General features: G+C 72.7%; 23 protein-coding genes. 16 read left to right on the forward strand and 7 right to left on the reverse strand.

Annotation, left to right across the window (positions count from 1 at the left end):
* Nucleotides 1-38 precede the first annotated feature (38 nt).
* A complete protein-coding gene (locus tag A8713_RS26920; protein ID WP_173860911.1) occupies nucleotides 39-965 on the forward strand; it encodes a helix-turn-helix domain-containing protein in 927 nt (308 codons plus the stop codon).
* A gap of 76 nt (nucleotides 966-1,041) precedes the next feature.
* Here A8713_RS26920 and A8713_RS26925 read toward each other — a convergent pair whose 3' ends face one another.
* Together A8713_RS26925 and A8713_RS26930 are read right to left on the reverse strand one after the other, a co-directional pair.
* On the reverse strand, nucleotides 1,042-2,475 hold the full coding sequence (locus A8713_RS26925) for a glycoside hydrolase family 16 protein (protein WP_064536216.1): 1,434 nt from the start codon (nucleotides 2,473-2,475) through the stop codon (nucleotides 1,042-1,044).
* Between the two features lie 322 nt (nucleotides 2,476-2,797).
* Entirely contained in the window at nucleotides 2,798-3,640 is an 843-nt protein-coding gene (locus tag A8713_RS26930; RefSeq protein WP_064536218.1) for a hypothetical protein, read from the reverse strand.
* 241 nt (nucleotides 3,641-3,881) lie between these two features.
* On the opposite strand from A8713_RS26930, the gene A8713_RS26935 reads away from it, so the two are divergent.
* The 3 genes from A8713_RS26935 (at nucleotide 3,882) to A8713_RS26945 (ending at nucleotide 7,211) form a co-directional block, all read left to right on the forward strand.
* Nucleotides 3,882-5,219 carry a 6-phospho-beta-glucosidase gene (locus A8713_RS26935; protein ID WP_064536220.1) on the forward strand — a complete coding sequence of 446 codons (1,338 nt, stop codon included), beginning with the start codon at nucleotides 3,882-3,884 and terminating at the stop codon, nucleotides 5,217-5,219.
* A gap of 455 nt (nucleotides 5,220-5,674) precedes the next feature.
* Nucleotides 5,675-6,541, forward strand: a complete 867-nt coding sequence (locus A8713_RS26940) for a metallophosphoesterase family protein (protein WP_064536222.1) — start codon at nucleotides 5,675-5,677, stop codon at nucleotides 6,539-6,541.
* Entirely contained in the window at nucleotides 6,531-7,211 is a 681-nt protein-coding gene (locus tag A8713_RS26945; RefSeq protein WP_064536223.1) for a 4'-phosphopantetheinyl transferase family protein, read from the forward strand. Before A8713_RS26940 ends, A8713_RS26945 begins: the two co-directional genes overlap by 11 nt.
* A gap of 60 nt (nucleotides 7,212-7,271) precedes the next feature.
* Here A8713_RS26945 and A8713_RS26950 read toward each other — a convergent pair whose 3' ends face one another.
* Entirely contained in the window at nucleotides 7,272-7,502 is a 231-nt protein-coding gene (locus A8713_RS26950) for a hypothetical protein (RefSeq protein WP_064536225.1), read from the reverse strand.
* A gap of 231 nt (nucleotides 7,503-7,733) precedes the next feature.
* Nucleotides 7,734-8,390, reverse strand: a complete 657-nt coding sequence (locus A8713_RS26955; protein ID WP_064536227.1) for a helix-turn-helix domain-containing protein — start codon at nucleotides 8,388-8,390, stop codon at nucleotides 7,734-7,736.
* Nucleotides 8,391-8,616: 226 nt separating this feature from the next.
* Here A8713_RS26955 and A8713_RS26960 point away from each other — a divergent pair, with 226 nt between their 5' ends.
* The 8 genes from A8713_RS26960 to A8713_RS26995 all read left to right on the forward strand — a co-directional run bounded on the left by A8713_RS26960 (nucleotide 8,617) and on the right by A8713_RS26995 (nucleotide 17,027).
* Nucleotides 8,617-9,288, forward strand: a complete 672-nt coding sequence (locus tag A8713_RS26960; RefSeq protein ID WP_064536229.1) for an MmyB family transcriptional regulator — start codon at nucleotides 8,617-8,619, stop codon at nucleotides 9,286-9,288.
* A 177-nt stretch (nucleotides 9,289-9,465) separates the two neighbouring features.
* Complete coding sequence (locus A8713_RS26965) at nucleotides 9,466-10,503, forward strand: ABC transporter ATP-binding protein (protein WP_064536231.1); 1,038 nt, start codon at nucleotides 9,466-9,468, stop codon at nucleotides 10,501-10,503.
* Between the two features lie 42 nt (nucleotides 10,504-10,545).
* Nucleotides 10,546-11,739 (forward strand): ABC transporter substrate-binding protein, encoded by a 1,194-nt coding sequence (locus A8713_RS26970; RefSeq protein WP_064536233.1) that lies wholly within the window; start codon nucleotides 10,546-10,548, stop codon nucleotides 11,737-11,739.
* Between the two features lie 3 nt (nucleotides 11,740-11,742).
* Nucleotides 11,743-12,642 (forward strand): ABC transporter permease, encoded by a 900-nt coding sequence (locus A8713_RS26975; protein ID WP_064536235.1) that lies wholly within the window; start codon nucleotides 11,743-11,745, stop codon nucleotides 12,640-12,642.
* 38 nt (nucleotides 12,643-12,680) lie between these two features.
* A complete protein-coding gene (locus A8713_RS26980; RefSeq protein ID WP_064537738.1) occupies nucleotides 12,681-13,496 on the forward strand; it encodes an ABC transporter permease in 816 nt (271 codons plus the stop codon).
* Nucleotides 13,497-13,553: 57 nt separating this feature from the next.
* Nucleotides 13,554-14,552, forward strand: a complete 999-nt coding sequence (locus tag A8713_RS26985) for a LacI family DNA-binding transcriptional regulator (protein WP_173860912.1) — start codon at nucleotides 13,554-13,556, stop codon at nucleotides 14,550-14,552.
* 150 nt (nucleotides 14,553-14,702) lie between these two features.
* Nucleotides 14,703-16,052 (forward strand): ABC transporter substrate-binding protein, encoded by a 1,350-nt coding sequence (locus tag A8713_RS26990; protein ID WP_064536237.1) that lies wholly within the window; start codon nucleotides 14,703-14,705, stop codon nucleotides 16,050-16,052.
* A gap of 6 nt (nucleotides 16,053-16,058) precedes the next feature.
* The gene (locus tag A8713_RS26995; protein ID WP_064536238.1) at nucleotides 16,059-17,027 is read left to right on the forward strand and encodes a carbohydrate ABC transporter permease; all 969 of its coding nucleotides are present in this window, start codon (nucleotides 16,059-16,061) and stop codon (nucleotides 17,025-17,027) included.
* Nucleotides 17,028-17,064: 37 nt separating this feature from the next.
* Here the strand turns inward: A8713_RS26995 and A8713_RS27000 are convergent, their stop codons facing one another.
* Complete coding sequence (locus A8713_RS27000; RefSeq protein ID WP_064536240.1) at nucleotides 17,065-18,279, reverse strand: IS110 family transposase; 1,215 nt, start codon at nucleotides 18,277-18,279, stop codon at nucleotides 17,065-17,067.
* A 234-nt stretch (nucleotides 18,280-18,513) separates the two neighbouring features.
* Between A8713_RS27000 and A8713_RS27005 the strand changes: the two genes are divergently transcribed.
* The 3 genes from A8713_RS27005 (at nucleotide 18,514) to A8713_RS27015 (ending at nucleotide 23,348) form a co-directional block, all read left to right on the forward strand.
* Nucleotides 18,514-19,392, forward strand: a complete 879-nt coding sequence (locus A8713_RS27005) for a carbohydrate ABC transporter permease (protein ID WP_064536242.1) — start codon at nucleotides 18,514-18,516, stop codon at nucleotides 19,390-19,392.
* Between the two features lie 51 nt (nucleotides 19,393-19,443).
* Entirely contained in the window at nucleotides 19,444-21,048 is a 1,605-nt protein-coding gene (locus tag A8713_RS27010; RefSeq protein WP_064536244.1) for a glycoside hydrolase family 13 protein, read from the forward strand.
* Between the two features lie 116 nt (nucleotides 21,049-21,164).
* On the forward strand, nucleotides 21,165-23,348 hold the full coding sequence (locus A8713_RS27015) for a discoidin domain-containing protein (RefSeq protein WP_064536246.1): 2,184 nt from the start codon (nucleotides 21,165-21,167) through the stop codon (nucleotides 23,346-23,348).
* 43 nt (nucleotides 23,349-23,391) lie between these two features.
* On the opposite strand, the gene A8713_RS27020 is transcribed toward A8713_RS27015, so the two are convergent.
* Complete coding sequence (locus tag A8713_RS27020; RefSeq protein ID WP_064537739.1) at nucleotides 23,392-24,564, reverse strand: DUF6745 domain-containing protein; 1,173 nt, start codon at nucleotides 24,562-24,564, stop codon at nucleotides 23,392-23,394.
* Between the two features lie 94 nt (nucleotides 24,565-24,658).
* Nucleotides 24,659-24,985, reverse strand: coding sequence for a hypothetical protein (locus A8713_RS27025; RefSeq protein WP_064537740.1), 327 nt, complete (start codon nucleotides 24,983-24,985; stop codon nucleotides 24,659-24,661).
* 232 nt (nucleotides 24,986-25,217) lie between these two features.
* Here A8713_RS27025 and A8713_RS27030 point away from each other — a divergent pair, with 232 nt between their 5' ends.
* Nucleotides 25,218-26,174, forward strand: a complete 957-nt coding sequence (locus A8713_RS27030; RefSeq protein ID WP_064536248.1) for an STM4015 family protein — start codon at nucleotides 25,218-25,220, stop codon at nucleotides 26,172-26,174.
* The last annotated feature ends 7 nt before the right edge of the window (nucleotides 26,175-26,181 follow it).

A 26,181-nucleotide genomic window follows, 5' to 3' on the forward strand; every position in this document is an offset into this window, starting at 1 on the left:
GGCCCGTCGGTGGGCGGCCGAGCCGGTACGAGAAGGACATGGCGGACGAAATCACCCAGGGCGGCGACGGCGGCGACGAGGACGGTGAGGGGAGCGGCGGCGGCCACGCGATCAGGACCTTCCCCTTCCCGGTCGACCTGAGCCTCGGCGGCGTCGGACTCCAGATAGGCCCCTTGGGCACCGGCCGGACCTGGCACGCCGAGGCTCCTCTCCATCGCGTCCACCGCATCGACTTCCATGTGGTCATGCTCTTCGCCGCGGGCCCCGTCCGGCACATGGTCGACTTCACCGAGTACGAGGCGGCCGCCGGCGACGTGCTGTGGATCCGCCCCGGACAGGTCCACCGCTTCTCCCGCGCGCACGAGTACCGCGGAACGGTGCTGACCATGCAGCCCGGCTTCCTGCCCCGCGCCACCGTCGAGGCCACCGGCCTGTACCGCTACGACCTGCCGCCGCTGCTGCACCCCGACACGGCCCGGCGCGTCGCGCTGGAGGCCGCGCTCGCCCAACTCCGCCGCGAGTACGAGGACACGGATACCCTGCCGCTGAGCCTGCACACGGCGGTGCTGCGGCACTCGCTGACCGCGTTCCTGCTCCGCCTCGCCCATCTCGCGGCCAGTTCGGCGGAGGCCGACCGGCAACAGGCCGACACCACCTTCACCCTGTTCCGCGACGCGGTCGAACAGGGCTTCACCACCAACCACAGCGTCAGCGCCTACGCCGACGCCCTCGGTTACTCACGCCGCACCCTGGTGCGCGCGGTCCGCGCCGCCACCGGCCGGACACCCAAGGGGTTCATCGACCGACGCGTCGTCCTGGAGGCCAAACGCCTGCTCGCACACACCGAACTCCCCATCGGACGCGTCGGCGTGGCGGTGGGCTTCCCGGACGCGGCCAACTTCTCGAAGTTCTTCCATCTGCACACCGGGCAGACCCCGGTGGCCTTCCGGGCGGAACTGCGCTGAACGGACAGGGGCCCCGCACGGTCGCGGGGCCCCTGCGCGTGCCGGTCCGGCCGCGCGTGCCGGTCCGGCACGGCGCTCAGTGGCCGAAGTCGAACCAGTTGACGTTCACGAAGTCGGCCGGCTGGCCGCTGGTGAAGGTGAGATAGACGTCGTGGGTGCCGGTCACCGCGCCGATGTTCGCCGGTACCGTGCGCCAGGACTGCCAGCCGCCGGTGCTGCCCACCGCGAAGCTCCCCACCGGCGCGTTGCCCCGGCTGTCCAGGCGCACTTCGACCAGCCCGCTCACCCCGTTCGCCGCGCCGCTCGCGACCCGGGCGTAGAACTGCCGCGCGCCCGCGGAGCCGAAGTCGACGCCCTGGTAGAGCGCCCAGTCCCCGTTCGCGAGCGACCCGATGTCCTGGCCGCCGCCGCTGTCGGTGGCCGCCTCCGTGCTCACGCCGCTCTGGCTGTCGTACGACTCGGCCTGTACGGGGCTGTAGGCGTCGCGGTGGCCGGTGGGCGGGGGCGTGGTGCCGCCGCCACCGCCGCCCGAGGTCAGCACCTGCACATAGTCCACCGTCATGGGGTGGCCGGGCTCGGTGCCGCCGTCCGGGCCGCCGCCGAAGGCGCCCGGGAAGCCGCCGCCCATGGCCACGTCCAGGATCACGAAGTAGCCGTGCCGGGTGGCGTTCGCCCAGGTGGTCGCGTCGACCTGGTCCGCCCGCACGGTGTGGAAGACGGTGCCGTCCACCGAGAAGCGGATCTGCTCGGAACCGGCGGAGCGGTCCCACTCCATGGCGTACGTGTGGAAGCCGGCCTGGCAGGTGGCGCCGGGGCAGGGGGTCGAACCGCCGATGCCCGTGGTCTCGTTGCAGGGGCCGCCCGGACTGGTGCCGCAGTGCATCGTCGCCCAGTCGGTGTTGAGGCCCTGGACGTTCTCCATGATGTCCAGCTCGCCGACGCCGGGCCAGTTCCAGTAGTTGCCGCGGAAGGGCGAGCCGAGCGCCCAGAAGGCGGGCCAGTAGCCCTTGGCGGCGGCGCCGGTGACGTCCGGCAGCTGGATGCGGGCCTGGACGCGCAGTCTGCCGCCGGCCGGCGGCTCGAAGTCCGTGCGGGTGGTCTCGATCCGGCCCGAGGTCCAGTGCCCGGAGGCGTCCCGGCGCGGGGTGATCAGCAGATCGCCCTTGCCGTCCAGGGCGACGTTGGCGGTGGACGAGGTCATCGTCTCCACCTCGCCGGTGCCCCAGCCGGCCGCGCCGCCCGGGTACGAGGTGCCCGTGTCGTACTGCCAGGCCGAGGTGTCGACACCGGAGCCCGCGGCCCCGTCGAAGTCGTCCAGGAAGACCTGGGTCCAGCCCGCGGGCGGGGCGGGGGCCGAGGCGTCGGCCGGAAGCGTCGCGGCGGTGGCCAGGGCCGCCGCGAGGCCGAGGGTGCCGAGCACGGCGACGAGCGCGCGGCGCGCGGAGCGCCGCCGGCGGGGTGCGCTGCGCGCGACGGGCGGATGGGCGGGTATGCCTGAGGGTTCACTCACGGGGGCCTCCCGGGTGGGGTGGGGAGCGAGTGGGTGGGGAGCGGGGGGAACGTTCTGAGAGCGCTCTCAGGAGGTGCGCCCGCCAATGTGCTCCCCACCGCCCCGGCCGTCAAGAGTTGAAGCAGGGAAAGTCCGGTGGGAGCGGGGGAGTTCAGGGGGTGAAGGGGTGAAGGGGTGAAGGGTGGAGGGGGCGGCGGGGGTGAAGAGGGCGAAGGGGGAAGGGCGCGCCGCGGGGGAGAGGGCGGTGCGGGGGACCCGGCCGCGGAACGCGGACGGCGGCGGGCCGGGCCCGCCGCCGTCCGGTGACCGCTCCTGTCCGCCGCTATCCCAGGCGGAAGCTGTACACGGTCGTGGCGACCTTGCAGACGCTAGGCGGGACGACCTCGGCGCGCAGGGTGCCGGTGGACGTCTCGTAGTCCACGCCCTCCGCCTCGAACCCCCCGCTGCACACGCTGCGCTGGGGCAGCGCGAACAGGCTGGTGACGTGCCCGGTCACGGCGCCGCCGTCCAGCTTGTGGTCCAGGTCCACCTGGAGCAGCGGCCTATCCTCGGGGAACAGCTCCTTGGAGCCGTCGTCCGAGGCGCACAGCAGCCGGGTGTCATTGACGAAGTCGCAGCCCTGGATGTCGCGGACCGGCTTGTCGAGGGTGATCTGCGGGGCCTGCGGCAGCGTACCGCCGGTGCGCGGGGTGGACGGGTTGAGCAGCGGGGCGGGGAAGACCTGGAGCCGGTTCTGGTCGCCCCACTCCCCGGACACCAGCCACTGGGCGTCGGGGGAGACGGCGGCGAAGGAGTTGTTCACCTTCTCGCCCGCGTCCAGCGGATGGACGTACTCATAGCGCCGGCCGCCCGGGGTGGTGACCGCGAACATCTTGGAGGTCGCCGAGTCCGCGCCCTGGTAGGCGTCGAAGACATGGCCCTGGGCCACATCCGGGTCGCCGACGTGGTTCCAGCCCTTGACGCGCAGGTCCAGCGGGACCGAGGCGAGCCCCCGGTACACCAGTGAACCGTCCGCGCGGCTGGCGAGGCCCTGGCTGCCGCTCAGCGAGTCGACGTGCGCGGTGCCGGTCTCCTGCCAGACCGGCCCGGCCGCCGCCGAGGAGGTCGCCGCACCGAGCGTGACGGCCGCCGACAGGGCGGCCAGGGCGAAGAGGTGACGTCTCATCAGTTCCCTGCCGTGGACTAGGGGGTGGGGATTCGAATGGAATCACGTATCGCCTGCCGGGGCGGTCGATTCCCGATCACCCGGTCGGCCGCGTGCGGGGACGGCGGGCGGCTTCCCGTGGCGGCGGGCGGCTCACGGGCCCGGAGCGCGGCGCCGAGTAGGGTTTCGTTCCGGATGTGCGGGCGCCGGCCGGATCGCGGATCCGGTGGCCGGCGCGGGGCCGTGGCGGAGAGGTGCGAGGGTGAGGCTGACGATTCTGGGCGGCGGCGGGTTCCGGGTGCCGCTCGTGTACGGGGCGCTGCTCGCGGACCGCGGCGCGGGCCGCGTCACGGAGGTCGTCCTGCACGATCTCGACGCGGGCCGGCTCTCGGCGATCACCCGGGTGCTGGCCGAGCAGGCCGCCGGGGTGCCGAACGCCCCGGCGGTGCGGGCCGTCACCGACCTGGACGAGGCCCTGCGCGGCGCCGACTTCGTGTTCTCGGCGATCCGGGTGGGCGGTCTGGAGGGCAGGGCGGCGGACGAGCGGGTGGCGCTCGCCCAGGACGTCCTGGGCCAGGAGACCGTCGGAGCGGGCGGCATCGCCTACGGCCTGCGCACCGTCCCCGTCGCCGTCGACATCGCCCGGCGGGTGGCCCGGCTCGCACCCGGTGCCTGGGTCATCAACTTCACCAACCCGGCGGGGCTGGTGACCGAGGCCATGTCCCGCCACCTCGGCGACCGCGTCATCGGCATCTGCGACTCACCGGTCGGCCTGGGCCGCCGTATCGCCCGGGTGCTCGGCGCCGACCCGCGCGAGGCGTGGATCGACTACGTCGGCCTCAACCACCTCGGCTGGGTGCGCGGGCTGCGGGTCGGCGGCCGGGACGAACTGCCGCGCCTGCTCGCCGATCCCGCGCTGCTGGGCTCCTTCGAGGAGGGCCGCCTCTTCGGCGCCGAGTGGCTGCGCACGCTGGGCGCGATCCCCAACGAGTACCTGCACTACTACTACTTCAACCGCGAGGCCGTCGACGCCTACCAGCGGGCCGGGCAGACCCGCGGCGCCTTCCTGCGCGACCAGCAGGCCCGCTTCTACGAGGAGCTGGGCGACCCGCAGGCCCCGGCGCTGGACACCTGGAACCGCACCCGCGCCGAGCGCGAGGCCACGTACATGGCGGAGAACCGCGAGGCGGCCGGGGCGGGCGAACGCGAGGAGGACGACCTCTCCGGCGGCTACGAGAAGGTGGCGCTCGCCCTGATGCGGGCCGTCGCCCGCGACGAACGCACCACCCTCATCCTCAACGTCCGCAACCGCGGCACCCTGCCGGAACTGGACTCCGACGCCGTCGTCGAGGTGCCCTGCCTGGTCGACGCCAACGGCGCGCACCCGGTCTCCACCGGCCCGCTGCCGGGGCACGCGGCCGGTCTCGTCCGCTCGGTCAAGGCGGTCGAGCGCGAGGTGCTGGCCGCGGCGGCGTCGGGCTCCCGGGCGGTCGCGGTGAAGGCGTTCGCCCTGCACCCGCTGGTGGACTCCGTGACCGTGGCCCGCAGGCTGGTCGAGGAGTACATGCGGGTCCATCCCGGCCTCTCCTACCTCGGGTAGCGGGGGCGGCGGGTCCCGTGGCGGGCGGCGCACGCGCCGGGGCGGTCGGTCGCTCCCCCGTACGGCGACCGACCGCCCCGACTCCCCGTTCCCCCGTCCCCTTTTCCCCTGTTTCCCCCGTATCCCCCGTGATTCCCCCGCGGTTCCCCCGCGGTTCCCCCGTGCTCCCCGCGTCCCCCACCCTTGAGAGTCGCTGGTACGGGCCCTGATACACCCCGCGGTGAAAAAAGCCGCGGAAAAAATTCCCCGGCGGGGGAGAAGCGGGGGAGAAGGGGCCTGCGAAGGGCGCGAAAGGGGGGAGCGCGGCCCGTGGCGGCGGGCACCGCGGCCGCCGGCCGGTCGGCGCGTACGCCGGATCCGGCCACGGCGGTGGCCGGTTGCCGGGCCGGACCTTGTCCGCAGGTGGCCGGGTGTGTTGTTGTGGTTCCCACGGGCGGGTGACAGAGGGGTGAGCGGTGACGGGGACGGTCGGTGGCAGCGGGCGACTGCTGGCCATCAGCGACCTGCACATCGGCTACAGCGAGAACCGGGCCCTGGTCGAGCGGACGGTACCCGGCTCGGACGACGACTGGCTGATCGTCGCGGGCGATGTCGCCGAGACCGTCGCGGACATCCGCTGGGCCCTGAAGACGCTGGCGAGCCGGTTCCGCAAGGTCGTCTGGACCCCCGGCAACCACGAACTGTGGACCCATCCCCGGGACACCGTCACCCTGCGCGGCGTCGCCCGCTACGAGTACCTGGTCGAACTCTGCCGGGACCTGGGCGTGACGACCCCCGAGGACCCCTACCCCGTCTGGTCCGGACCCGGCGGCCCGGTCGCCGTGGCCCCGCTGTTCCTGCTCTACGACTACTCGTTCCTGCCCGAGGGCTGCGCCACTAAGGAGGAGGGTCTGGCCTACGCGCACGGCACCGGCATCGTCTGCAACGACGAGTACCTGCTGCACCCGGACCCCTACCCGAGCCGGGAGGCGTGGTGCCGGGCCCGGGTGAGCGAGACCGAACGCAGGCTCGCGGAACTGCCCGAGGACCTGCCCACCGTGCTCGTCAACCACTACCCGCTCGACCGGCACCCCATGGACGTGCTCTGGTACCCCGAGTTCGCCATGTGGTGCGGCACGCGGCTCACCGCGGACTGGCACCGCAGGTTCCGGGTGGCCGCCATGGTCTACGGTCACCTTCACATACCGCGGACCACCTGGCACGAGGGCGTCCGCTTCGAGGAGGTGTCGGTGGGATACCCCCGCGAGTGGCGCAAGCGCCCCGAACCGCCGGGCCGGCTGCGCCGCGTACTGCCGATGGAGGACGGAACCGGTGCTCGGTGAACTGCTGCCGGACCCGGTGGTGGCGGTGGAGGCGTACGGCACGGACGGGCCGGGCCACGCCGCGCTGTACCCCGAGGAACAGGCCGTGATGGTACGGGCGGTCGCCAAGCGCCGCCGGGAGTTCGCCGGTGTGCGGGACTGCGCGCGCCGCGCCATGGAGAAGCTCGGCGTGCCGCCGCGGCCGGTCCTGCCCGGCGCCGGGGGCGCCCCGCGCTGGCCCTCGGGGCTGGTCGGCAGCATGACCCACTGCGACGGCTACTGCGCCGCCGCGCTGGGCCGGGCCGCCGACGTGGCCTCCGTCGGCATCGACGCGGAACCCGACGAACCGCTCCCGGAGGAGGTCCTGCCCGCCGTCACGCTGCCCGACGAGCGCCGCCGGCTGGACGAACTGGCCGAGCGGCGGCCCGACGTGCACTGGCAGCGGCTGCTGTTCAGCGCGAAGGAGTCCGTCTACAAGGCGTGGTACCCGCTGACCGGTCAGTGGCTGGACTTCACGGAGGCCGACGTCGAGATCGGCACCGACCCCGGCACCCCGCACACCGGCGGCTTCCGGGCGCGGCTCCTCGTCCCGGGGCCCGTGCTGGACGGCCGTCACCTCACGCACTTCGACGGCCGCTGGGCCGCAGGGGCGGGGCTGCTGGTCACCGCGGTGACGGTGCACCACCCCTGACCCCCTGGCCCCCCTGACCGTCACGGCCGCCCCCGTCCGCGCGGGGCCGCGGCGCGGCCGTCAGCCCCCGGGCGCGGACCAGTCGCGCAGCAGCCGGAAGAACTCCTCCTCGTTGCCCGCGAGTCCGGCGCCCGCCAGGGCCGCCTCCGCCTCGGCGAGCACGGACGGCGGGACGGGGACGGGCCGTCGGACGGCCGCCGGGGCGTCGAAGGCGGCGCGCACGGTGTGCAGCAGCCGCAGATACGCCTGAACTGCGGTGCGCTCGTGGTCGGTCGGTACGGCGGTGGGCATGGCTCGCTCTCCCCGGTTTCGGCAGCACACGGTCGCGCACGCGTCCGGTCGCCCGGACGGCGCGCCGTGCCCCCCGCGTGGCGGTGGCACCCCTCCAGCTTGCCGCCCCCCACTGACAACGCCCCCGCGCGGTGTCCCGCTTCGCCCGCTCGGCCCAGCGGGTGACCGGCCGGCGCACGCCCCGCGAGCGGCCCGGGGCCGGTGGCGGCCGGTGGCGCCCGGCGGTGGCCCTCATTCCTCGGGGCGCTTGACGCTCTCCAGGAGCATGTCCAGCCATTCGGCGACCTTGTCGCGGTGCTGGTCGGTGGGGAGTTGGGCGGCCCGCCAGGCGATGGAGCGGACGCCGTGGTTCTGGAGCAGGCGTTCCAGCGGGTCACCGGCGGCAGCGGCGGCCTCCCGTTCGCGGTCGGCGAGCCGCTGGAGCAGATCCTGCTCGGTGCGCTGGAGCGCGCTCGCGAGCGCCTCCGGGTCCTCGGCGGTGAGGAACCCGGCGTGCACGCGGAAGAACCGCTGGAGGGCGTCGCAGTGCTCCATGGTGGGGCGCCGGTCGCCGTTGATGAGGGCGCCCGCCTGCTGGCGCGACATGCCCGCGCCGTCCGCGATCTCCTGCTGCGTGTAGCGCCGGCCGTTCGGTTTCAGCCGGGTGCGGCGCAGCAGGCCGAGCCGTTGCAGGAAGCGCGCCTGCACATCCGGCTCGCCCGCGCTCCGGCCGCTCAGCAGGGCCTTGACCACCGGCTCCGGCACTCCGCAGGCCACGGAGAGGCGGCCGGTGTCGAAAACCTCCGCCTGGGGCACGCCGAGCCGCCCGGCGAGCGCGGTGACACGCGTGACCGCCGCCGTCAGCACGACCGACGCCGTGGTGCCCGGATCCTCGATGCCGTCCGTCACCGACAGATCTCCTACGTCTCTCACAGGCTTCTCACGGGGCGGGGTCGCCGTGAACTTCCCGGAGAGTAGCCCCTCGTTCGAACTCGCATCCAGGTCTCGCCACAACTGTGGCCAATTTCAGCCGTCAACCGGCATGAAATGCCACGATAGTTGACATGGCATGCCGCTGAGCAGCAGGATCAAGGCGCCGCGTGAAGGCCGCAGAGGCAAGAGGGGTGACCTCCCGATGGCATTTCAGGCAGGAGGGCAGCGGCCGGCGCCGCAGCCCGTTCCCGTCCGACCCGAGGCGCAGGCCTATCTTCAGGACTACGCCGTGCTGCTGGAGGCCGTCTCCTTTCCCTCCTTCGTCGTCGACCACCGCTGGGACGTGATCCTGGCCAACAACGCCTACACCGCGCTCTTCCGGGGCATAGGGCAGCACCCGTCGGCCATGCCGGGCGACAACTTCCTGCGCTTCGTGCTCTTCCACCCGGACGCCGGAGCGGTCCTCGGCGAGCACGAGTCCCGGTGGTGCCTGCCGATGCTGGCGCAGTTCGCGGCCGCCGTGGAGAGCACCGGCCCCGACCACGGACTTCAGGCCATCCGCCGGGACATCGCCCAGGACCCGATCATGGAGGCCGCCTACCGGCACGGCCTGCCGCACTGGATCCGCGCGGTCGGCGCCTCGGCCACCCGCTCGGACGGCGCCGTCCGTCCGCTGCTGCACCCCGACCCCCGCTGGGGTGCCACCGACTGCCGCGTGGTCGAGGAGACCCCGGCGACCCTGCGCGACCTCGGCTACTCCCGGCTGACCCTGGTCCTGCGCGAGGCACGCCGGCCCGCCCCGGCGCCCCGCCGGGCCCGTCGCGTCCGCCGCCCGTCCGGCCACCTCAGCGTGGTACCGGACTCCGAGGTCTGACCCGGCACCGTCGGCGTTCAGGTCGCCGACGGCGCCGGGCGGCCCCGGCCCCCGCTCCCCCCCCGGCATCTCACCCGTCGGGCAGGAGTGCGCCCCGAGGCGGTCTTGAGCTTTGCACCACGACTCCCTATCTTGCGTGCAACGTTGCACTGTCCATGAGGGCCGGAAGGGGTCCGCATGCAGGGAAGCGCGATCCGGTTGCGGGGCCTGCGCAAGGCGTTCGGGCGGACCACCGCGGTGGCCGGGGTCGACCTGGAGATCGCGGACGGCGCGTTCTTCTCCCTGCTCGGACCCTCGGGCTCGGGCAAGACCACGGTGCTGCGCCTGATCGCCGGTTTCGAGCGCCCCACCGCCGGAACCGTCGCCCTCGGCGGCCGGGACGTCACGGCCCTCGCCCCGTTCGAGCGGGACGTGCACACCGTCTTCCAGGACTACGCCCTCTTCCCGCACATGACGGTCGAACAGAACGTCGCCTACGCCCTCAGGATCCGCAAGGTGCCCAAGGCGCGGCGCCTGGCCCAGGCGCGCGAGGCGCTGGACCAGGTCGGCCTGGACGGCTACGGCGCCCGGCGCCCGGGGGCGCTCTCCGGCGGCCAGCGCCAGCGCGTCGCCCTCGCCCGCGCCCTGGTGGGCCGCCCCCGGGTGCTGCTCCTGGACGAACCGCTCGGCGCCCTCGACCGGGAGCTGCGGGAGCGGATGCAGAGCGAACTCAAGGCGCTCCAGCGCGAGGTGGGCATCACCTTCGTCCTCGTCACCCACGACCAGACCGAGGCACTTGCCCTCAGCGACCGGGTCGCCGTCCTCCGCGAGGGCCGCGTGGAACAGGCCGGCACCCCCGCCGAGATCTACGAACGGCCCGCGACCGCCTTCGTCGCGGGCTTCGTCGGCGCCTCCAACCTGCTCCGGGACGCGGCCGCCCGGCGGATCCTGGGCACCGGCGGCCTCCACACCGTCCGCCCGGAGAAGATCCGTGTCCGCGCCGAGGCCACCGGGGCGGACGGCCCCGGGTACGTCACGGCCACCGGCACCGTCGCCGAGGTCGTCTACCTCGGCGACTCCACCCGCTTCCTGGTCGACCTCGACGCGGGCGGCCGGCTCACCGCGCTCCAGCAGAACCTGGAGAACTCCGCCGCGGACGTCGCCGCCTACCGCGGCACCCGCGTCGGCCTGACCTGGCACCGCCGGCACGCGGTCCCGGTCCCCGACACCCGCTGAAACACCCGCTGAACCCCGTCCCACCCCACTGGGAGTCACCGCATGCGCCCCACCCGCATCCTCACCCGCGCGACCGCCGCCGCACTGCTGCTCGCCGCCACCGCCTGCGGCTCCTCCGGCGGCTCCTCCTCGTCCGGCGGTCTCCGACCACCCGACCTCAAGGCCCCCACCCACCTGGGCCGGGCGGAGGGGCAGGTGAACCTGATCGCCTGGGCGGGCTACGTCGAGGACGGCTCGGACGACCCGAAGGCCGACTGGGTCAGCGGCTTCGAGAAGCAGACCGGCTGCCGGGTCCGCGCCAAGGTGGCGGCCGACTCCGACGAGATGGTCAAGCTGATGAAGACCGGGGACTACGACGCCGTGTCGGCCTCCGGGGACGCCTCCCTGCGGCTCATCGCGTCCGGCGACGCGGCCCCCGTCAACACCGACCTCGTACCGAACTACCGCGGTGTCTACCCCGACCTGCGGATGCAGCCGTGGAACTCCGTCAAGGGCCGCGCCTACGGCATCCCGCACGGCCGGGGCGCCAACCTCCTCATGTACGACACGCGGAGGGTGAAGCCCGCGCCCACCTCCTGGTCGGCCGTCTTCGACGGCGCGGCGCCGTACAAGGGGCATGTCACGGCCTACGACTCGCCGATCTACATCGCCGACGCGGCGCTCTACCTCAAGGCGTCCCGGCCCGAGCTGAGGATCGAGGACCCCTACGCGCTGGACCAGAAGCAGTTCGACGCGGCCGTGGCCCTGCTGAAGAAGCAGAACGCGGACATCGGCGAGTACTGGGGCGACTACCTCAAGGAGGTCTCCGCCTTCAAGAGCGGCGACTCCGTGATCGGCACCACCTGGCAGGTCATCGCCAACCTCGCCGCCTCCGAAGGCGCGGAGGTCAGGGCGTTCGTCCCCCAGGAGGGCTCGACCGGCTGGTCCGACACCTGGATGGTCTCCGCCAGGGCGAAGCACCCCACCTGCGCCTACAAGTGGCTGGACTGGATCGTCTCGCCGAAGGTCAACGCCCAGGTCGCCGAGTACTTCGGCGAGGCGCCCGCCAACGCCGGGGCCTGCGCGCACACCGCCGACCGGAACTTCTGCGCCACCTACCACGCGGCCGACGCGGCGTACTGGAAGCGGATCGCCTTCTGGAACACGCCCATCGAACAGTGCCTGGACGGCCGCACCGACGTGAAGTGCGTGCCCTACGCCGCGTGGGTGCGGGCCTGGACCGAGATCAAGGGCTGAACCGTGGCCGCCACCGCGCGCACCGCCGCCGCACCGGCCCGCGATCCCCTCACGCGGCTCGCCGGGGCGCTGCACCGGCGCCCCCGGCTCGGACTCGGGCTGCTGCTCACCGCCCCGCTGCTCTGGCTCTGCGTGCTCTATCTCGGCTCGCTGGCCGTGCTGTTCGTCTCCGCCTTCTGGACGACGGACTCCTTCACCGCCGCGGTCGTCAAGGTCTGGTCGGCGGACAACTTCCACACCCTGCTGACGACACCGGTCTACCGCCAGGTGACGGTCCGCAGCATCGGTGTGGCGCTCGCCGTCACCGCCCTGTGCACGGTGATCGCCCTTCCGCTGGCCTTCTACACCGCGTGTGTCGCCCGGCCGCGGCTGCGTCCGCTGCTCGTGGTGGCCGTCCTCACCCCGCTGTGGGCGAGCTATCTGGTCAAGGTGTACGCCTGGCGGCTCATCCTGTCCCAGGGCGGCCTCGCCGACTGGCTGCTGCGGCCGCTGGGGCTGAGCGGACCCGGGTTCGGGCTGCCGGCGGCGGTGCTGACCCTGACGTACCTGTGGCTGCCGTACATGGTCCTGCCGGTGCACACCGCCCTGGTGCGGCTGCCCGCGGGGCTGCTGGACGCCTCGGCCGACCTCGGTGCCCGGCCCTGGCGCACCGTCCGCTCGGTGGTGCTGCCCCTCGTGCTGCCGTCGGTCGCCGCCGGCTCGGTGTTCACCTTCTCGCTCAGCCTCGGCGACTACATCACCGTGGAGATCGTCGGCGGCAAGACCCAGCTGATCGGCAACCTCGTCCACTCCGAGATCGAACTCGACCCGCCGCTGGCCGCCGCCCTCGCCACCGTGCCCGTCGCCGTCATCGTCCTCTATCTGCTGGCGCTGCGCCGCACGGGCGCGCTCAGCGGGCTCTGACCGCCCGTCCCGGCACGTCACAGGGGGTTCCCGCCATGTTGTACCTCTCCCGCCGGGCGCGCATCGCGCTGCGCGCCGCCGCCTGCGCGGGCTTCGCGCTGCTGTACGTCCCGCTGCTGCTGGTCCTCGTCAACTCCCTCAACCCCGACCGCAGCGCGAGCTGGCCGCCGCCGGGGCTGACCACCCGCTGGTGGGCGGCGGCCTGGCACAGCTCGGGGGCCCGTCACGCGCTGTGGGTGTCGGTACGGGCCGGGCTGGGGGCCACCGCGATCGCCCTGGTCCTCGGCACGCTCATCGCCTTCGCCGTGGCCCGCCACCGCTTCTTCGGCAGCGGCGCCCTGTCCTTCGCCGTCGTGCTGCCCATCGCGCTGCCCGGCATCGTCACCGGCATCGCCCTCAACTCCGCGTTCTCCACGGTCCTCGCGCCGCTCGGGATCGGCCTCGGCCTGTTCACCGTGGTCGTCGGGCACGCCACCTTCTGCGTCGTCGTGGTCTTCAACAACGTGGTGGCCCGGCTGCGGCGCACCTCGGGCTCCTGCGAGGAGGCGGCGGCGGACCTGGGCGCCCACCCCCTGCGCGCCTTCGCCGACGTCACCTTCCCGCTGATCCGCTCCGCGCTGCTGGCGGGCGCGCTGCTGTCCTTCGCGCTGTCCTTCGACGAGATCGTGGTGACCACCTTCACCGCCGGACCCGGGGTCGAGACCCTGCCCGTCTGGATCTACGGCAACATGACCAGACCGCGCCAGGCGCCCGTGGTGAACGTCGTGGCGGCCGTCCTGGTGCTGCTCTCCGTCGTCCCGATCCACCTCGCCCAGCGGCTGTCGTCCGACACGGCGACCACGAGCCGCGTGTAGCGGGCACACACTTCGGTAACGCAAGCGGCTTGCATGAATTGCGCTATTCTTGCGGCCATGACGCGACGACTTGCGGAAGTGGCGAAGAAGGTCGGGGTCAGCGAGGCCACGGTCAGCCGGGTGCTCAACGGCAAACCGGGAGTCTCCGCGGCCACCCGGCAGGCGGTGCTGTCCGCGCTGGACGTGCTCGGCTACGAGCGGCCCACCCAGCTGCGCGGCGAGCGCGCGCGTCTGGTCGGGCTGGTCCTGCCCGAGCTGCAGAACCCCATCTTCCCGGCCTTCGCCGAGGTCATCGGCGGCGCCCTGGCCCAGCTGGGGCTCACGCCCGTGCTGTGCACCCAGACCAAGGGCGGGGTGTCGGAGGCCGACTACGTGGAACTGCTGCTCCAGCAGCAGGTCTCCGGCGTCGTCTTCGCCGGCGGTCTGTACGCCCAGTCGGACGCGCCGCACGACCACTACCGGCTGCTGGCCGACCGCAACATCCCGGTCGTGCTGGTCAACGCCCGCATCGAACACCTCGGGTTCCCGGGCGTGTCCTGCGACGACGCGGTGGCGGTGGAGCAGGCGTGGCGCCATCTGGCCTCCCTGGGGCACGAGCGGATCGGCCTCGTCCTCGGCCCAGGGGACCATGTGCCGTCCGCGCGCAAGCTCGCGGCGGCCCGCGCGATCCGCCCCGATCTGCCCGAGGAGTTCGTCGCCCGCGCCATCTTCTCCATCGAGGGCGGCCACGCGGCGGCGGCCAAGCTCATCGACCGCGGGGTCACCGGGTTCATCTGCGCCAGCGACCCGCTCGCCCTGGGTGTCGTACGGGCCGCCCGCCGCCGCGGACTCGACGTCCCCGCGCGGATCTCGGTCGTGGGGTACGACGACTCCGCCCTGATGAACTGCACCGCACCGCCGCTGACCACGGTCCGCCAGCCCATCGAGTCGATGGGCAAGGCGGTCGTGGAGCTGCTGCACGCCCGGATCGGGGGCAGCGCCGTACCGGCGGACGAGCTGCTGTTCGAACCGGAGCTGGTGGTCCGCGGCTCGACCGCCCAGGCACCCCGCCCCTGAGGCCATCTCCGGGTTTGACGATGCCGGGTAGCGTCCCGGAGATCCATCGCCCTGTCAAATAATTGCAGATTCTGCGCGACATCTTGCGAAGACCTGTCGCCGGTGCTTGAGTGTGCGGCGCCCACCGCTCCTGTCCAGAGGGGTCCACCGATGAGAAGCACCGGGTTCCGCCATGCCGTCGCCGCGATCGGCGTCTGCTCCCTCGCCCTCGCCGCGACGGCGTGCGGCTCCGACGACGACGCGTCCGCGAACGGCAAGACCCGCATCACGGTCAACTGCCAGCCGCCCAAGAGCGCCAGGACCGACCGGACGTTCTTCGACGAGGACGTGGCGTCCTTCGAGAAGCAGAACCCGGACATCGACGTCGTCGCGCACGACGCGTTCCCCTGCGAGGACCCCAAGACGTTCGACGCGAAACTGGCCGGCGGCCAGATGGAGGACGTCTTCTACACCTACTTCACCGACGTCCGCCATGTGGTCGCCACCGGCCAGGCCGCCGACCTCACCCCGTACGTCAAGGAGCTCAAGAGCTACCCCACCCTCAGCAAGCAGCTGCGCGACATCTACACCGTCGACGGCAAGGTCTACGGCATCCCGCGCACCGGCTACTCGATGGGCCTGATCTACAACAGGAAGCTCTTCGAGAAGGCCGGACTCGACCCCGACAAGCCGCCCACGACCTGGGCGGAGGTCCGCGCCGACGCCAAGCGGATCGCCGCGCTCGGCGGCGGCACCGTCGGCTACGCCGACTACAGCGCCCAGAACCAGGGCGGCTGGCACTTCACCGCCGAGCTGTACTCCCAGGGCGGCGACGTCGTCAGCGCCGACGGCAAGAAGGCCAGTGTCGACACCCCCGCGGGCCATGCCGTCCTCCAGAACCTGCACGACATGCGCTGGACCGACGACTCCATGGGCAGCAAGCAGCTCCTCGTCATCAACGACGCCCAGCAGATGATGGGTTCGGGCAAGCTCGGCATGTACCTCTCCGCCCCCGACAACATCCCGATCCTGGTCAAGGAGAAGGGCGGCAACTACAAGGACCTCGCCCTCGCCCCGATGCCCGGCGGGCAGGGCACCCTCGTCGGCGGCGACGGTTACATGTTCAGCAAGAAGGACACACCCGCCCAGATCCGGGCCGGCCTGAAGTGGCTCGACCACATGTTCCTCACCCCCGGCAAGGGCTTCCTCGGCGACTACGCCCGCGCCAAGAAGCACGACGCCCCGGTCGGCCTGCCCGAGCCCCGCCTGTTCACCGGCGCCGCCGACGCCACCGACCAGCAGGTCAAGAAGGCCAACGCCAATGTGCCGGTGGAGAACTACCGCTCCTTCCTGGACGGCAACCAGAGCCTCACGCTGAAGGTGGAACCGCCCAGCGCCCAGCAGATCTACTCCGTGCTGGACGGCGTGGTCTCCGCCGTGCTCACCAAGAAGGACGCCGACATCGACCAGCTCCTGAAGGACGCCTCGGGCAAGATCGACGGCATCCTGGAGCGGAGCTGAGCCGCCATGACCAAGACGGCCGAGCGGCGGCCCCTGCGGGAGCGGGCCGCCGTCCCCCCGCCGCCACAGCCGCCCCGCCCCGCCGGGCAGCGGCGGCGCCGCCTCGCCGAACAGGCCCGCGCCTACGCCTTCCTGCTCGGCGGCCTGATCTGCTTCGCCCTGTTCTCCTGGTACCCGGCGATCCGCGCCGTCGTGATCGCCTTCCAGAAGTACACGCCCGGCCAGTCGCCCCAGTGGGTGGGCACCGCCAACTTCACCCACGTCCTGCACGACCCGGAGTTCGCCGACGCCTGGCGCAACACCCTCGTCTTCACCGGACTCGCCCTGCTGATCGGCTTCGCCGTCCCGTTCGTGCTGGCCCTCGTCCTCAACGAACTGCGGCACGCCCGCGCCTTCTTCCGGGTCGCCGTCTATCTGCCGGTGATGATCCCGCCGGTGGTCAGCGCCCTGCTGTGGAAGTGGTTCTACGACCCGGGCGCCGGCCTCGCCAACGAGGCGCTGCGCACCCTGCACCTGCCCACCTCGAACTGGACCAACGGCGCCGACACCGCCCTGGTCTCCCTGGTTCTGGTCGCCACCTGGGCCAACCTCGGCGGTACCGTCCTCATCTACCTGGCCGCCCTCCAGTCCATCCCCGGCGAGCTGTACGAGGCCGCCGAACTGGACGGCGCGAGCCTCCTCCAGCGCGTCCGCCACGTCACCGTCCCGCAGACGCGGTTCGTGATCCTGATGCTGATGCTCCTCCAGATCATCGCGACCATGCAGGTCTTCACCGAGCCGTTCGTCATCACCGGCGGCGGCCCCGAGAACGCCACCGTCACCGTGCTCTACCTCATCTACAAGTACGCCTTCCTCTACAACGACTTCGGCGGCGCCTGCGCGCTCAGCGTGATGCTGCTCGTGCTGCTCGGCCTGTTCTCCGCCCTGTACCTGCGGCTGACCCGCTCCGGCTCCGGCCAGGAGGATTCCCAATGACGTTGTCAAGCCGGGGCGGTGACGCCTCGTGACGGGGTCATGCCGCTGCGGCAGCGGGTTGGGGCGCGACGGCCGCGAAGGTCCGATGGTCGCGTATCAGGGCCCAGAGCACGTTCAGGCGGCGTCTGGCCAGCGCGAGGACGGCCTGCTTGTGGGACTTTCCTTCGGCGCGTTTGCGCTGGTAGAAGGTCCTGGACTGCGGGCAGTGCACGGTGGCGGTCTGGGCGGAGAGGTAGAACATCCGCAGGAGTCGGCGGCTGTAGCGTCTGGGCCTGCGCAGGTTGCCGCTGACCTTGCCCGAGTCGCGGGGGACGGGGGCGAGTCCGGCAACGCCGGCGAGCCGGTCGGGGCTGCCGAAGGCGGCCATGTCACCACCGGTCGCGGCGATGAACTCCGCCCCGAGCATGTCGCCGATGCCGGGCATGCTGGTGATCACTTCGGCGTCGGGATGTTCGCGAAACCGGCCCTGGATGAGGGCGTTGGTCTGGGCGATCTCCTCGTCGAGGGCCATCACCTCCCTGGCCAGGGTGTGGACCATCTTCGCGGCGGTCTTCTCCCCGGGAACGACGGTGAACTGCGCCTCGGCGGCGGTGACGGCGGCGTCGGCGGCGCTCTTGGCGACGTTCAGGGTGCGGACGCCGTGGTTCTTGAGCCAGGTGGTCAGCCGGGCCCGGCCGATCCGGCGCAGGGCGGCCGGGGCCTGGTATCCGGTCAGCAGGACGAGCGCGGTCTTGGAGGTGCTGTAGTCGAAGGCCCTCTCCAGGGCGGGGAAGTACTCCAGGATCTGCGCTCGCAGCCGGTTGACGGCCCGGGTGCGGTCGGCGGACAGGTCCATGCGGCGGCCGGTCAGGATCTTCAGGTCGACCGCGATCCCGCTGGTCTCCTGCAGCGGCTGGAGGTCGCGGCGCATGCGGGCCTGGTCGGCGATGACGAAGGCGTCCTTGGCGTCGCTCTTGCCGTCGCCGCGGTAGGACCCGGAGGCGTGGTGCACGGTCCGGCCGGGGATGTAGAACAGCCGCTGTCCGTGGTTGACCAGCAGCGCGATCCACAGCGCGGCGCCGCCGGCGTTGAGGTCGACCGCCCAGGTGACGGGGTCGCCGTCGGCGAGGTCCAGGACGTCACCGAGCAGCTGCAGCAGCTCGTCCTCGCTGTTCGGCACCCGGCGCGAGAGCGCCTTCTCACCGTCCGCATCGATCACGGTGCAGTGGTGCTCGGCCTTGCCCGCATCCGTCCCCGCCCACAGTTCGGGCACCGGACTCTCCTTCGTCGTTCGCTTGTGCTGTCCCAGCAGACGACCTCGCTGTCACGTCCATACGAGCGATTCGGTTCGCGCATCCCAATCAGCAGTCGAGTCGTCGCGGGATGCCGGGCGGCCAATCCTCCTCAGCCACGAACGCGGCACTCGCATGAAAGCCACACCCGGCATCCCTGGGTGTCCCGATCTTACGAATGACCGCGATCAACCCACGAAGAAAGGTATGGACGCATGAGCAGCACCCGTACCCTCGTCTCCCCGGCGGCCCTGGCCCGCCCGCGCGGCAAGGTCCTCTACTGGACCGTCTTCACCGGTGTGGTGCTGCTGTTCGCGCTCGCCTTCCTCTTCCCCGTCTACTGGATGGTCACCGGCGCCCTGAAGTCGCCGGACGAGGTGGCGCAGACCCCGCCCACCCTGGTGCCCGAGCAGTGGCACCTGAGTGCCTACACCGACGCCTGGGACCTGATGCAACTGCCCCGGCACCTGTGGAACACCCTCGTCCAGGCGGCCGGCGCCTGGGCCTTCCAACTCGTCCTGTGCACCGCCGCCGCCTACGCCCTGTCCAAGCTGAGACCGGCCTTCGGCAAGGTGATCCTCGGCGGCATCCTCGCCACCCTGATGGTCCCGGCCCAGGCGCTGGTCGTACCGAAGTACCTCACCGTCGCCGACCTGCCGCTCCTCCACACCAGCCTGCTCAACGACCCCCTCGCCATCTGGCTGCCGGCCGTCGCCAACGCCTTCAACCTCTACCTGCTCAAACGGTTCTTCGACCAGATACCGCGGGACGTCCTGGAGGCCGCCGAGATCGACGGCGCCGGAAAACTGCGCACCCTGTGGTCGATCGTGCTGCCGATGTCGCGGCCCGTGCTCGGCGTGGTGTCCATCTTCGCGCTGGTCGCCGTCTGGCAGGACTTCCTGTGGCCGCTGATGGTCTTCTCCGACACCGACAAGCAGCCCATCGGCGTGGCCCTCGTCCAGCTGTCGCAGAACATCCAGCTGACCGTGCTCATCGCCGCCATGGTGATCGCCAGCATCCCGATGGTCGCGCTCTTCCTCGTCTTCCAGCGGCACATCATCGCCGGGATCAGCGCGGGCAGCACCAAGGGCTGACCTGACCCGGCCCCTCGCACCGAGACAGACCGAGACAGAAAGGCACGCACCGTGGGACAGCCCACCCCTGCCCGGAGCAGCCGCGCCGACGACGCCTGGTGGCGCTCCGCCGTCATCTACCAGGTGTACGTCCGCAGCTTCGCCGACGGCGACGGCGACGGCACCGGAGACCTCGCCGGCGTCCGCTCCCGGCTGCCGTACCTCGCCGCACTCGGCGTGGACGCCCTGTGGTTCAACCCCTGGTACCTGTCCCCGATGAAGGACGGCGGCTACGACGTCGCCGACTACCGAACGGTCGACCCCGCCTTCGGCACCCTCGCCGAGGCCGAGAAACTCATCGCCGAGGCCCGCGAGCTGGGCATCCGCACCATCGTCGACATCGTGCCCAACCACGTCTCCGACCAGCACCCCTGGTTCCGGGCCGCGCTGGCCGGCGGCGGCGAGCGCGAGCTGTTCCACTTCCGGCCCGGCCGCGGCGCCCACGGCGAACTCCCGCCCAACGACTGGACGTCCGAGTTCGGCGGCCCGGCCTGGACCCGGCTGCCCGACGGCGCCTGGTACCTGCACCTGTTCGCCCCCGAACAGCCCGACCTCAACTGGGCGCACCCGGCCGTCCGCCAGGAGCACGAGGACATCCTGCGGTTCTGGTTCGAGCGGGGCGTCGCCGGGGTCCGCATCGACTCCGCGGCCCTGCTCGCCAAGGACCCCCGCCTGCCCGACTTCACCCCGGGCCGCGACCCGCACCCCTACGTCGACCGCGACGAACTCCACGACGTCTACCGCTCCTGGCGCCGGATCGCCGACGAGTACGGCGGCGTCTTCGTCGGCGAGGTGTGGCTCCCCGACAGCGAGCGCTTCGCCCGCTATCTGCGCCCCGACGAACTGCACAGCGCCTTCAACTTCGCCTTCATGGCCTGCCCCTGGGAGGCGGCCCGGCTGCGCCGCTCCATCGACGAGACCCTGGCCGAGCACGCGCCCGTGGGCGCCCCCGCCACCTGGGTGCTGTGCAACCACGACGTCACCCGGACCGTCACCCGCTACGGCCGCGCCGACACCGGCTTCGACTTCGCCGCCAAGGCGTTCGGCACCCCCACCGACCCGGTCCTCGGCACCCGCCGGGCCCGCGCGGCGGCCCTGCTGTCCCTGGCCCTGCCCGGCGCCGTCTACGTCTACCAGGGGGAGGAGCTGGGCCTGCCCGAGGCGGACATCCCGCCGGCGCGCATCGAGGACCCGATGCACGTACGCTCCGGCGGCACCGACCCGGGCCGTGACGGCTGCCGGGTCCCGCTGCCCTGGGCGGCCGACGCCCCCCACGCCGGCTTCGGCACCGGCGCGGACCGGGAACCGTGGCTGCCGCAGCCCGCGGGCTGGGCCGCCCACGCCGTCGACCGGCAACAGCGCGACCCCGGCTCCATGCTGGCCCTGTACCGGGAGGCGATCCGGCTCCGCCCGCACTTCGGCGACGCCCCCCTCACCTGGCACGACGCCCCCGACGGGGTCCTCTCCTTCCGCCGCGCCGAGGGCACGGCCTGCGTGGTCAACCTCGGCGCCGACCCCGTGGCACCACCCGCTCACACCCGACTCCTGCTGGCCAGCGGACCCCTGGACGACTCGGGCCGCATCCCGCAGGACACGGCGGTCTGGCTGCGCGACTGAGCCCGCGCAGCGCCGGGGGCCCGCCACCGGCCGGCTTCCTCCCCACGACCGGAGGGGCCCCCGGCCGCCGACCCGCACAGCGCTATCCCCGCACCCCACCACGAAGGGATCAGCACATGTACGGCACCAGCACGCCCAGATCCACCCGTCGCCTGCCGGCTCTCGCGGCCACCGTCGCCCTCGGCGCCGGCATGCTCGTCACCCTCACCGCGCCCGCCGCGCACGCGGCGGCGGGCGCGAACCTCCCCTTCACCTCGGTGGAGGCCGAGTCCGCCACCACCACCGGCACGAAGATCGGCCCCGATTTCACCCAGGGCACCCTCGCCTCCGAGGCGTCGGGCCGCCAGGCCGTCCGCCTCGCCTCCGGACAGCGCGTGGAGTTCACCGCGCCGCGCGCCGCCAACGCCCTGAACGTCGCCTACACCGTCCCCGACGGCCAGTCCGGCACCCTCGACGTCTACGTCAACGGCACCCGGCTCGCCAGGACGCTCACCGTCACCTCCAAGTACTCCTACGTGGACACCGGCTGGATCGCCGGGGCCAAGACCCACCACTTCTACGACAACGCCCGGCTGCTGCTCGGACAGAACGTCCAGGCCGGCGACAAGATCGCCCTGGTGGCCACGAACGTCCAGGTCACCGTGGACGTCGCCGACTTCGAACAGGTCGCACCGGCCGCCGCCCAGCCCGCCGGATCGGTCTCCGTCACCGGCAAGGGCGCCGACCCCACCGGTCAGGGCGACTCCACGCAGGCCTTCCGCGACGCCATCAACGCCGCACAGGGCGGGGTGGTGTGGATCCCGCCGGGCGACTACCGGCTGACCTCCGCGCTCGGCGGCGTACAGAACGTCACCCTCCAGGGCGCGGGCAGCTGGTACTCCGTCGTGCACAGCTCCAGCTTCGTCAACCAGGGCAGCTCCGCGGGCAACGTCCACCTCAAGGACTTCGCGGTCATCGGCGAGGTCACCGAACGCAACGACGGCAGCCCCGACAACTTCGTCAACGGCTCCCTCGGACCGGGCTCGTCCGTCTCCGGCATGTGGATCCAGCACCTCAAGTGCGGTCTGTGGCTCACCGGCGACAACGACAACCTCGTCGTGGAGAACAACCGCATCCTCGACACCACCGCCGACGGCCTCAACCTCAACGGCAACGCCAAGGGCGTACGGGTGCGCAACAACTTCCTGCGCAACCAGGGCGACGACTCCCTGGCCATGTGGTCCCTGTACGCGCCCGACACGGACAGCAGCTTCGAGAACAACACCATCTCGCAGCCCAACCTCGCCAACGGCATCGCCGTCTACGGCGGCACCGACATCACCGTCCGCGGCAACCTGGTCTCCGACACCAACGCCCTCGGCAGCGGCATCGCCATCTCCAACCAGAAGTTCATGGACCCCTTCTCGCCGCTGGCCGGGACCATCACGGTCGACGGCAACACCCTGGTGCGGGCGGGCGCGCTCAACCCCAACTGGAACCACCCGATGGGCGCCCTGCGCGTCGACTCCTACGACAGCGCCATCAACGCCACCGTCCACATCACCGACACCACCGTCACCGACAGCCCCTACAGCGCTTTCGAGTTCGTCTCCGGCGGCGGCCAGGGCTACCCGGTCAAGAACGTCGACGTCACCGGGGCGACCGTGAAGAACACCGGCACGGTCGTCGTCCAGGCCGAAGCGCAGGGCGCCGCCACGTTCCGGAACGTCACCGCGACCGGGGTGGGCGCGGCCGGTGTCTACAACTGCCCCTACCCGAACGGCTCGGGCAGCTTCGCGATCACCGACGGCAGCGGCAACTCCGGCTGGACGAGCACCTGGTCGGACTGCTCCACCTGGCCGCAGCCGGGACAGGGCAACCCCGACCCCGACCCGAACCGCAACCTCGCCAAGGGCCGCCCGGCCACCGCCACCGGCTCCCAGGACGTGTACACACCCGGCAAGGCGGTCGACGGCGACGCGAACAGCTACTGGGAGTCCGCCAACAACGCCTTCCCGCAGTCCCTCACGGTCGACCTCGGATCGAGCCAGACCGTACGCCGGCTGGTGCTGAAGCTCCCGCCGTCCGCCGCCTGGGGCGCCCGCACCCAGACCGTCGCGGTCCTGGGCAGCACCGACGGCACGCACTACACCACCGTGGCGGGCGCGCAGGGCTACCGCTTCGACCCGGCGAGCGGCAACAGCGCCACCGTCGCCCTGCCGAGCGGCACCGGCCTGCGCTGGCTGCGGCTGACCGTCACCGGCAACACCGGCTGGCCGGCCGGGCAGTTCAGCGAAGTGGAGGCGTACACGGCGCCCTGACCCCGCGCCGGGCGGCGGCGGGCCGCACCGCGCCCGCCGCCGCTCAGGTCTCCTTCAGCGGTGCGTACGCCTCGGCGCCGAGACCGAACGTCCAGGCGACGCCCTCTCTGGCCTCCCGGGTCGACGGCGGCACCCGCAGCCAGTAGGTGCGGCGGGTGCCGTCCGGCTCCGGCGTGGAGTTGAGCACCTCCACCATCACCACCGGCTCGTCCCCCTCCAGGTCGATCCGCCAGAGTGTGCCCGTCTCGTCGCGGTGCACCGGGACGGCACCGGAGTCCGCGAGATACCGGTCGTAGCCGTAGTGCTCCAGCATCACACGGCGCAGCTCCGCGTTCTCCTCGGTGCGGATGCGCTCCGGGGTGAGGGTGCTCAGCTCCGCCAGGAAGGCGGCCGGGACCGGCATGCCCCGCCACGCGTACAGCGCGAAGCCGTCCGGGTAGGCGAGCGCGGGGCCGTCCCCGCGGTCCAGGCGCCCCGCCTCGTCGCGGTGCAGGGCGACGGGCCGCTCGCAGATCACCGCGGCCTTCTCGAACGGCCACCACCAGCCGGCGCTGCGGCACACCAGCGCCAGCCCGTCGAGCGGCGGCCGGCCGGTGTCGAACGCGGCCAGCCACGGCGCGTCGTGCTGGCCCAGCACCGCGTCCAGCAGGATCAGCCGAAGCTCGGCCTCGGCCTCGCTCCCGGCCTCGTTCCCGGGCCCGCTGTCGGTCCCGGTGCTGCCGCCGGCGCCCGCACCGGCGTGCGTCCCGCCGCCGTCGGCCGTCCCGGTGAGATCGTCCAGCACGCCTCGGCGGATCCGGTCCACCAGGGCCTGCGTCGGCTCCCAGAGCGCACCGCCGGTCGCCGCCCAGCGCGCCGACCAGCCGGCCGCGCCCAGCTCCGCCTGCGTCCGGCGCCGCTCGGCCGCCCACGGGCCGGTGCGGACCGCGTCCCGGACGCTGGGACCGGCGTCCTGAAGGTCCTGCACCAGCCGCACACCCGCCCGCGGGGACGGGGCCCACACGATGCGCTCCGGCTCGGCGAGCCCGGCCCGCCGGTAGGCCAGCCGTACGCCCTCCTCGGCCGCGGCCCGGTCGGCGGGCCGTGCCGCCGTCGCCCAGGACCGCCACCGCGCCACCGCGTCGGCGGCCCCCGTGCCACCGGCTTCGTCGGCACCGGCCCGCGTGGAACCGGCCTGCGCGGCACCGTCCGGCGCCCGCTCCGTCGCCACCGTCATCGTGTCCCCCCGCTCCTTCTGTTCCTTCTGTTCCGTCTGCTCTGTCTGGTCCGTCTGTTCCGCCGTCGTCATGTGCCGCACCGTGCCCGCCCCGTCAGTCCGCGACGATCCGCACCGAACCGGGCACGTACTCCCGCTGCCGGATCACCCGGTACCACCCCTTGGACAGGGTGATCGCCGCGTGCTCCTCGTGCACCACCCGGCCGCCCTCGGGCAGCCGCAGCAGCATCGGCCCGAACGGGCCGGGCTCCCGGACCAGTTCCCCCGGACCCACCACCGCGTGGGCGTGACCGGTGACCTCGCCCAGGGCCAGGACCATCCGGCCGCGCGCGTCCCGCGGCTCCTTCGGCGCCCGCCGCGCGTGCGGCGGCACCGCCTCCTCGGCGACGGGCACGATCAGCACATCTCCCTGCCGGTACACGGGCAGCCCCCTCTCCGCCCGGCGCACCGCGCCCCGGGCCATGACGACGACAGTACGAGCCACCACTGACAACGGCCCGGCGGCCGGCCACCGGCAACGGCCCGCCGGACGCCGGGCGGTGGCGCGCGGTGGCGCGCGGCCCCGCCCCGCCGCCCGGCGTTGTCAGTGCCGGTTGGTAGAACTGCTCGCACAGTCGAGATCCGTCCGCCGCCGCCTGTCAGGAGCCGCCCGCATGGCCCTCTACGAGCACCTTTCCGAGTTGTACGGCCTGCCGGCCTTCACCTGCCCCGAGGACCCGACGGCGGTGGACCTGCCCGCCCCGGACACCGTCGCCTGGCGCATCGCCGTCGAGATCGAGGAGGAAGAGGACGGCTGGCGCAAGCAGTTCGAGCGGTTCTGCGCCGCGGTGGACACCACCCGGGTGCGCGCGCTGATCGTCGGCCCCTGGGACGAGCCCTTCGACAACGGCCCCGACGCCGAGATCGAGGCCCTGCTCGCCGCCCGCGACCGGCTGCCCGCGCTGCGGGCCCTGTTCCTGGGGGACATGGTCTCCGAGGAGTGCGAGCTGTCCTGGATCACACAGACCGACGTGACCACGGTGCTGCGCGGCTTCCCGGAACTGGAGGAGTTCGGGGTGCGCGGCGGCACCGGCCTCGCCTTCCCGGCCCTGCGCCACGAGCACCTGCGCTCCCTGACGGTGCAGACCGGCGGGCTGCCCGTCGCGGTGGTGCGCGGCATCGGCGCCAGCGACCTGCCCGCCCTGGAACACCTCGACCTGTGGCTGGGCACGTCCTGGTACGGCGCCGACTCCGAACCCGCCGACCTCGAACCGATCCTCGGCGGCGCCCGCCTGCCGCGGCTGCGCCACCTGGCGCTGCGCAACAGCGAGATCCAGGACGCGGTGGCCGCGGCCGTGGCCGCCGCCCCCGTCGTCGCCCGCGTCGAAGTGCTCGACCTTTCGATGGGCGTCCTGACCGACGACGGCGCCACCGCCCTGCTGGGCGGCCAGCCGCTGACCCACCTCAAGAAGCTCGATCTGCACCACCACTACATCACCGAACCCCTCCAGCAGCGCATACGCGCCACGCTGGAACCGGCGGGCGTCGAGATCGACCTCGACGCGAGCGACACCGACGAGTACGAGGACAGCGACGGCACCGTCGTCCGCTATGTCGCGGCGGGGGAGTGAGACCCCG

It is taken from the genome of Streptomyces sp. SAT1, from assembly GCF_001654495.1.
Taxonomy (GTDB): Bacteria; Actinomycetota; Actinomycetes; order Streptomycetales; family Streptomycetaceae; genus Streptomyces; species Streptomyces andamanensis.